Source organism: Mycobacterium sp. E1747 (assembly GCF_001667775.1).
In the GTDB taxonomy this organism is placed as follows: Bacteria; Actinomycetota; Actinomycetes; order Mycobacteriales; family Mycobacteriaceae; genus Mycobacterium.
The window spans coordinates 63,400-70,700 of record NZ_LZJI01000192.1; the positions used below are offsets into that span (position 1 = coordinate 63,400).

8 protein-coding genes and 1 pseudogene are annotated in these 7,301 nt (G+C 65.4%); 8 read left to right on the forward strand and 1 reads right to left on the reverse strand.

What is annotated here, in order from left to right:
* Positions 1 to 509 precede the first annotated feature (509 nt).
* Positions 510 to 2,042: a chromosomal replication initiator protein DnaA gene (dnaA, locus tag A5695_RS19535; protein ID WP_068085823.1), complete on the reverse strand. Its 1,533-nt coding sequence runs from the start codon at positions 2,040 to 2,042 to the stop codon at positions 510 to 512.
* 605 nt (positions 2,043 to 2,647) lie between these two features.
* On the opposite strand from dnaA, the gene rpmH reads away from it, so the two are divergent.
* The 8 genes and pseudogenes from rpmH to A5695_RS27840 all read left to right on the forward strand — a co-directional run.
* Positions 2,648 to 2,791, forward strand: coding sequence for a 50S ribosomal protein L34 (rpmH, locus tag A5695_RS27830; RefSeq protein WP_073880743.1), 144 nt, complete (start codon positions 2,648 to 2,650; stop codon positions 2,789 to 2,791).
* A 23-nt stretch (positions 2,792 to 2,814) separates the two neighbouring features.
* The gene (gene rnpA / locus A5695_RS19540) at positions 2,815 to 3,177 is read left to right on the forward strand and encodes a ribonuclease P protein component (RefSeq protein ID WP_068085792.1); all 363 of its coding nucleotides are present in this window, start codon (positions 2,815 to 2,817) and stop codon (positions 3,175 to 3,177) included.
* Positions 3,174 to 3,518: a membrane protein insertion efficiency factor YidD gene (yidD, locus tag A5695_RS27835; RefSeq protein ID WP_082946190.1), complete on the forward strand. Its 345-nt coding sequence runs from the start codon at positions 3,174 to 3,176 to the stop codon at positions 3,516 to 3,518. The genes rnpA and yidD overlap by 4 nt, the downstream gene beginning before the upstream one ends.
* The gene (gene yidC / locus A5695_RS19545; RefSeq protein ID WP_082946191.1) at positions 3,502 to 4,620 is read left to right on the forward strand and encodes a membrane protein insertase YidC; all 1,119 of its coding nucleotides are present in this window, start codon (positions 3,502 to 3,504) and stop codon (positions 4,618 to 4,620) included. Before yidD ends, yidC begins: the two co-directional genes overlap by 17 nt.
* Before the next feature lie 81 nt (positions 4,621 to 4,701).
* Positions 4,702 to 5,265, forward strand: coding sequence for a R3H domain-containing nucleic acid-binding protein (locus tag A5695_RS19550; RefSeq protein ID WP_068085795.1), 564 nt, complete (start codon positions 4,702 to 4,704; stop codon positions 5,263 to 5,265).
* A 61-nt stretch (positions 5,266 to 5,326) separates the two neighbouring features.
* Positions 5,327 to 6,064, forward strand: a complete 738-nt coding sequence (gene rsmG / locus A5695_RS19555) for a 16S rRNA (guanine(527)-N(7))-methyltransferase RsmG (protein ID WP_068085798.1) — start codon at positions 5,327 to 5,329, stop codon at positions 6,062 to 6,064.
* Complete coding sequence (locus tag A5695_RS19560; protein ID WP_231974908.1) at positions 6,061 to 7,062, forward strand: ParA family protein; 1,002 nt, start codon at positions 6,061 to 6,063, stop codon at positions 7,060 to 7,062. The genes rsmG and A5695_RS19560 overlap by 4 nt, the downstream gene beginning before the upstream one ends.
* Positions 7,063 to 7,085: 23 nt before the next feature.
* Positions 7,086 to 7,301, forward strand: a pseudogene (locus A5695_RS27840) (chromosome partitioning protein ParB); the annotation flags it as partial.

Sequence of the window (7,301 nt, forward strand, 5' to 3'; positions counted from 1 at the left end):
AAAGTCCGTTAGCTAGCCGCGTTCGCTAGCGAGGGGCTCCGCCACGAACGCCACTGACACGTCATGCCAACGACGACCGCAACGGCAGTCGAAGAACAACCGTAGATCGTCCGGGGCCATCTTGAAAGCTAATCGAGAACCCCGACAAGCCCGGCTGCCGGCGGATCCGTGCGTGGTGTTCGACCGAACTTCCCCAGCGCTGTATTTCAAAGAAGAAACGACGAAGAGATCTCAGTACTAGTAATAAGGGCTGTGGGTTCTGGGGACGGCTACGGTTCGACGCAGCTAGGGCGGGGATGGGGCTGTGGATTACGGGGTGCATAACTGTGAGTCCGGTGTGGGGCCGTTGGGGAGCATGAGCGGTTGTGCACGCGGCGCCGCGTAGTACACGGGTGTTTGATCGCGTTGTGCACAGTGTCGCGCACAACCACAGGCTGTGGCGGGTGTGACAGACGTGCGAGAAGTTTTTTGGAAAAAAATGTGGCGATGAGTGCGCAGGGATGCCCGCGTCAGCGCTTGGAGCGCTGGCGGATGCGCGTGGTGAGCTCTTTGACGTGATCGAAGACCTCACGCCGTTCGGCCATTTCGGACAAGATCTTGCGCTGGGCGTACATGACTGTGGTGTGATCGCGGCCGAATGCCTGTCCGATCTTGGGCAGCGACAGGTCGGTGAGCTCGCGGCAGAGATACATCGCGATCTGGCGTGATTGCGCCAGTGCCCGCGTCTTGCCGGGGCCGCGGAGTTCTTCCACCGTGGTGTCGAAGTACTCGGCGGTGGCGGCCATGATCGTGGCCGCGCTGATCTGCATCGTGCTGGCGTCAGCGATGAGGTCGCGCAGCACGATTTCGGCCAGCGCCTTGTCGATCGGCGTCTTGTTCAGCGAGGCGAACGCGGTGACCCGGATCAGGGCGCCCTCGAGCTCGCGGATGTTGCGTTCGATGCTGCTGGCGATGAGTTCCAGCACGTCGTCGGGAACTGCGAGTCGCTCCATCTGCGCCTTCTTGCGCAAGATGGCGATGCGGGTCTCGAGTTCGGGCGGCTGGACATCGGTGATCAAGCCCCACTCGAACCGGGTCCGGAGGCGGTCTTCGAGGGTGGCGAGCTGTTTAGGCGGCCGATCGGAGGAGATGACGATCTGCTTGTTCGCGTTGTGCAGCGTGTTGAAGGTGTGGAAGAACTCTTCCTGGATACCTTCTTTGCCCTCGATGAACTGAATGTCATCGACCAGGAGCACGTCGACGTCGCGGTAACTGCGCTTGAAGGCGACCTTGCGGTCGTCGCGCAGCGAGTTGATGAAGTCGTTGGTGAACTCCTCGGTGGATACGTATTTCACCCGCATCCCCGGGAATAGTCGCTGCGCGTAGTTGCCCGCGGCATGCAGCAGGTGTGTCTTGCCCAGACCGGACTCACCCCAAATGAACAACGGGTTGTAAGCGCGCGCTGGTGCCTCAGCGATGGCCAGGGCCGCCGCGTGCGCGAAGCGATTAGATGCCCCGATGACGAACGTGTCGAACGTGTAGCGCCGGTTCAGGCTCGTCCCGCCGGCGACAGCCGAATCGGTCGGGTGCGGTCGCTCGGTGAAGTAGTTGGGCCAACTCTGCTGGGCAGTTTCGGTGATTTCGCCGGCTTCGTCGGCCTCGTCGATATCAATGGCGTCATCGTCCGCCAGTGGGGCTTCGGGTTGCGCAAACGGTTCAGCCTGCGGAATGAGGGTCTCGTCAGTGTCGTCGTCGGGCGGTGCGATGCGCACCCCGAGCTGGATCTGCTGCCCGAGGCGACGACTGAGGGCGTCGGTGATCGGGGCGCGGAGGTGCCGTTCAATTTCGTTCTGGACGAAACTGCTGGGCACCGACAGTAGGGCGAAGCCCTCGACGATGGTCAGCGGTTGGACCAGATTCAGCCATGCCCGCTGCTGGGGGGTGAGGGGAGCGATGAGCGTGGTGCGGTTGGCGGCTACGCCGTCCGGGGTGGATTCCCCGTTGAGCTCCGAAACGACCGCGTTCCACACGGTCGTGAAACCTGAACCGGGGTCATCGGCCAAAGACGCATCCCCCTGGTTCTCGAGCATCCCGGGTCGAAGTACCAACCGCGCTGAGCGACAAAGTAACTGTCCACATAGTTATACACAGGTGTGGACAGGATGAGCGTATGCGAGCCACAGCCTGCCGGCGACGGCTCGCGATCTCCGTGCTGGAAGAAAACCTATGAAGGCTGTCTAGGCAGCTAGTCGATCCACCATCCTCGCTTCGTTTTCGAGCGCCGTTGCAGTCTAAAACGACACTGGCAGAAGCTAACAGTTTTCCGTGCGGCTGCCAACCGTTCTGCTGCATTCCAATCGCGTTGTTTAGGGTTGGTTGGGCCTGGTTCACGTCGGTGCCGGCGGGGAAGCGAGTGTGGGCCGGCCGGCGGGGCGCGGTTTTCCTCCGGGGATCGAGCGCGTTCGTTGTGGCAGGCCAGGTTTGACCAGGCGAAGCGCGGTCAGTACCCTCAAACAGTCGCCCGAAAGTCGGCGATGCGGCTGCGACCCAGGTCTGCCTGGGGACCGCGCCGGCCAGCAGCAAGATTACCTTCGACCGACCCGCAGACGAACCGAGCGAGACGTCTGGCCGGCCGGATGGAAATGCGAGACACAACGAGGAGAACGTCGTGGCCAAGGGCAAGCGGACCTTCCAGCCGAATAACCGGCGCCGAGCCCGCGTGCATGGCTTCCGGTTGCGCATGCGCACCCGCGCCGGCCGCTCGATTGTGTCGAGCCGGCGCCGTAAGGGACGCCGCGCGCTTTCTGCCTGATCGCAACGTCGGGTTTTTCGGCGGTGCTTCCGGCACGCAACCGCATGAGGCGGTCAACGGAGTTCGACGCGACGGTGAAGCGCGGCGTTCGTGCGGCGCAGCCCGATGTCGTCGTCCACGTCCGGCGCCGGGCCGACGGTGTGGCGGCGACAGCTCCTCAGGTCGGATTGATCGTCGGCAAGTCCGTGGGTTCGGCGGTCGAACGCCACCGGGTGTCGCGGCGACTGCGGCACGTGGCCCGCTCAGTCCTGGGTGAGCTTGGCGAATCCGACCAGATGGTGATCCGGGCCCTGCCCGGGAGTCGGACGGCATCGTCGGCGCGGTTGGCAGAAGAATTGCGCCACGGTCTGCGACGGGCGCTCCAGGCGGCGGGACAGGACCGGTGACCGCGACGGCGCCGGCACGGACCGCCATCCGCACGGCGGGGAGCGCGGCCGCTCGGGGTCTGATCTGGTTGATTGAGCTGTACCGGCACATGATTTCGCCATTACGGCCGGCCACGTGCCGCTTCATGCCGACCTGTAGCCAGTACGCGGTTGACGCCTTGACCGAGTATGGCGTGGGGCGGGGGAGTTGGCTGGCTGTGGTGCGGCTCGGCAAGTGCGGACCATGGCATCGGGGCGGATGGGATCCCATACCGGAGCGCTCGGAAAGCAAGCACTTCGAAGACGTGAGCGTCGCGGCGGCATGCCCGGCGGCGCGAGGGGAGAGTGGAACTCTTGTTTGATTTCTTTAGCCTCGACTTCGTCTACTACCCGGTGTCGTGGATCATGTGGGTCTGGTACAAGCTCTTCGCCGCAATGCTGGGACCGTCGAGCTTCTTCGCGTGGGCGCTGTCGGTCATGTTCCTGGTGTTCACCCTCCGTGCTCTGCTCTACAAGCCGTTCGTGCGACAGATCCGCACCACGCGGCAGATGCAGGAACTGCAACCGCAAATCAAGGCGCTGCAGAAGAAGTACGGCAAGGACCGCCAGCGGATGGCGCTGGAGATGCAGAAGCTGCAGCGCGAACACGGCTTCAACCCAATTCTTGGCTGTCTGCCGATGCTGGCCCAGATTCCGGTGTTCCTGGGGCTCTATCACGTGTTGAGGTCGTTCAACCGGACGACCGGCGGCTTCGGCCAGCCGCACCTGTCGGTGGCCCAGAACCGGCTCACCGGAAACTACGTGTTCACGCCTACCGACGTCGGGCACTTCTTGGACGCGAATTTGTTCGGCGCCCCGATCGGCGCTTTCATGACGCAACGGACCGGGTTGGACGCGTTCACGATCTTCAGCCGCCCGGCCGTCATCGCGGTCGGAGCGCCGGTGATGATCCTCGCCGGCATCGCGACGTACTTCAACAGCCGCGCATCGGTGGCGCGGCAAAGTCCAGAGGCCGCGGCCAATCCCCAGACCGCGATGATGAACAAGCTTGCGTTGTACGTGTTTCCGCTCGGCGTGGTCGTAGGCGGGCCGTTCCTGCCCCTCGCGATCATCTTGTACTGGTTCGCGAACAACATCTGGACGTTCGGCCAGCAGCACTACGTGTTCGGCATGATCGAAAAAGAGGACGAGGCCAAGAAGCAAGAAGCGCTGCAACGCCGAGCCGCCAACGCCCCGGCGCCGGGAGCCAAACCCAAGCGAAGCCCGAAGGCGGGGCAGCCGGCGGGCAACGGGTCACCGGCCGCGGGGGACGGGGAGTCGGACCCCGATGCCTTGGATGGCTCCGATGGCGATGGCGCGGCGGCCAAGCCGCCGTCGGGCAAGCCGAATGCAGGTGGACAAAGCGGCGGCGCGACCAACCGCACGCCGCCGCCGGGCGCGCGGCCCAAGAAACGCAAACGCTGACAAGGGAGACAGAGCCATGCCGGGCCGCCTCGGGCGGGTTTCCCCGATTGGCAGGAACCCATGGATGAGGGAGAGAAAGACATGACGGACGCAGACACCACCACCCAACCCGACGTCGACTCCGACCTGGACGCGCGGTCCGAGAACGGGGCCGAGGCGCGCGCGGACGAATTCGACGACCTGGAGGAGCGGTTGGTCGCGGAGGGGGAGATCGCCGGCGACTACCTGGAAGAGTTGCTCGACCTGTTGGACTTCGACGGGGACATCGATCTCGACGTCGAGGGCAACCGCGCTGTTGTGAGCATCGACGGCAGCGACGACTTGAACAAGTTGGTGGGCCGTGGCGGCGAGGTCCTCGACGCGCTGCAAGAGCTCACCCGATTGGCCGTGCACCAGAAGACGGGTGTCCGCAGCCGGCTGATGCTCGACATTGCCAGTTGGCGCCGCCGGCGCCGCGAGGAGCTGGCGGCGCTCGGCGACAAGGTGGCGCGGCGGGTGTTGGAATCCGGCGAGCGCGAGGAGCTGTCCCCGATGACACCGTTCGAACGCAAGATCGTTCACGACGCCGTCGCCGCGGTGCCCGGCGTGCACAGCGAAAGCGAAGGCGTGGAGCCCGCGCGCCGGGTCGTCGTCCTACACGACTAGCGAGTTACAGCCGTGTAGTTCCGGCGTCGCGGCACCAGTAGCGCGTCAGGCAAAACAGAGGATGTTTCACGTGAAACATGTCGGCCCCCTCGATCCCTCGGTGGACCAAGGCGAGCCTCCCCAGCCCGGCGCCACGCCGGAGGCCGCGAAGACGATCTTCGGACCGCGCCTCGACCTGGCCCAGCGGTACGCGCAGTTACTCGCTGGCCCGGGAGTGGAGCGAGGACTACTCGGACCGCGCGAAGTAGACCGCATCTGGGACCGCCACCTGCTCAACAGCGCCGCGGCCGCCGAGCTCTTGGACAAGGGCGATCGCGTGATCGACATCGGCAGCGGTGCGGGACTGCCCGGCATCCCACTCGCGCTGGCACGGCCGGACATCGAGATGGTTCTGCTCGAACCGCTGTTGCGGCGAAGCGAATTTCTCACCGAGGTCGTCGACCAACTAGGGTTGGCCGTCGAGGTGATCCGCGGCCGAGCCGAGGAACTGTGGGTGCGACGCCAGTTCGGGGAAAGGGATGCGGCGGTGTCACGAGCGGTTGCGTCGTTGGACAAGTTGGCGAAGTGGAGCATGCCGCTGCTCCGGCCAGGCGGTCGGATGCTTGCGATCAAAGGCGAGCGCGCCCGCGAGGAAGTTGAACAGTACCGGCGTGTGATGGCAGCATCAGGCGCCGTTGATGCCAGGGTGGTGACATGTGGCGCGACCTATTTGCGTCCCCCCGCAACCGTAGTTATCGCGCGACGCGCGCAGCGGCCGGGCCGGCAGTCGGCACGGATCGGGAAGGCGGGGCACCGATGAGCACTCCGGAGGAATCGCCGACGGCCGGGCCACCCCCGAACGCCGCGCACGTCCAGGTGCCCGCTGCGCCCGACGCCCCGGCACCTCTCGTGCCCGGCGCCATCGAGGAGTCGCCGGCCAATGTTTCACGTGAAACACCCGATGAATTCGACACCCCGATCGGGGCGGCCGCCGAGCGCGCGATGCGCGTTCTGCACACCACCTATCCGCCACTGCGCCGGCCTAGCCACCGCCGCATCCTCACCGTCGCCAATCAAAAGGGCGGCGTCGGTAAGACCACCACCGCGGTCAACCTCGCCGCCGCGCTCGCCCTGCAGGGGCTCAAGACCTTGGTCATCGACCTCGACCCGCAGGGCAATGCCAGCACGGCGCTCGGCATCACCGACAGGCAATCCGGTACCCCCTCGTCGTACGAGGTGCTCATCGGCGAGGTGTCCGTCAAGGACGCCCTGCGGCGCAGCCCGCACAACGACCATCTGTTCTGCGTTCCCGCCACCATCGATTTGGCCGGTGCCGAGATCGAATTGGTCAGCATGGTGGCGCGCGAGAACCGGTTGCGGACGGCACTGGCCGACCTGGACGACCTCGACTTCGACTACGTCTTTGTCGACTGCCCGCCGTCGCTGGGTCTGCTCACCATCAATGCGCTCGTCGCAGCGCCCGAGGTGATGATCCCGATCCAGTGCGAGTACTACGCGCTGGAGGGCGTTTCCCAGCTGATGCGCAACATCGAGATGGTCAAGGCGCACCTCAACCCGCAACTCAACGTGAGCACCGTGGTGCTCACGATGTATGACGGCCGGACCAAACTGGCCGACCAGGTGGCCGAAGAGGTGCGTCGCTACTTCGGGACCAAGGTCTTGCGCACGGTGATCCCGCGTAGCGTCAAAGTCTCGGAGGCCCCCGGTTACAGCATGACCATCATCGACTACGACCCTGGCTCGCGCGGGGCGATGAGCTATCTCGACGCGAGCCGCGAACTCGCCGAACGCGACTGACCACCATCCGTGAAGGGACGACCATGACGCAGCCGTTACGCAAGAAGGGCGGCCTCGGCCGGGGCCTCGCTTCGCTGATCCCGACGGGCCCCGCCGAGGGTGACTCGGGCCCCGCGACCCTGGGCCCCCGGATGGGGGACGCGGCGGCGGACGTGTTGATCGGGGGACCGAGTCCGGACCTGGCCCCGGCGGGCGCGGGTTGGGCTCGATGTCGGACGGCGCGATCTCGCGATACACCG

Excerpts from the sequence above, each read along its gene's own strand:
- A5695_RS19550 (WP_068085795.1), top strand. The coding sequence starts at position 4,702 with ATGACGGACGCAGACACCACCACCCAACCCGACGTCGACTCCGACCTG.
- A5695_RS19560 (WP_231974908.1), top strand. The coding sequence starts at position 6,061 with ATGAGCACTCCGGAGGAATCGCCGACGGCCGGGCCACCCCCGAACGCC.
- rsmG (WP_068085798.1), top strand. The coding sequence starts at position 5,327 with ATGTTTCACGTGAAACATGTCGGCCCCCTCGATCCCTCGGTGGACCAA.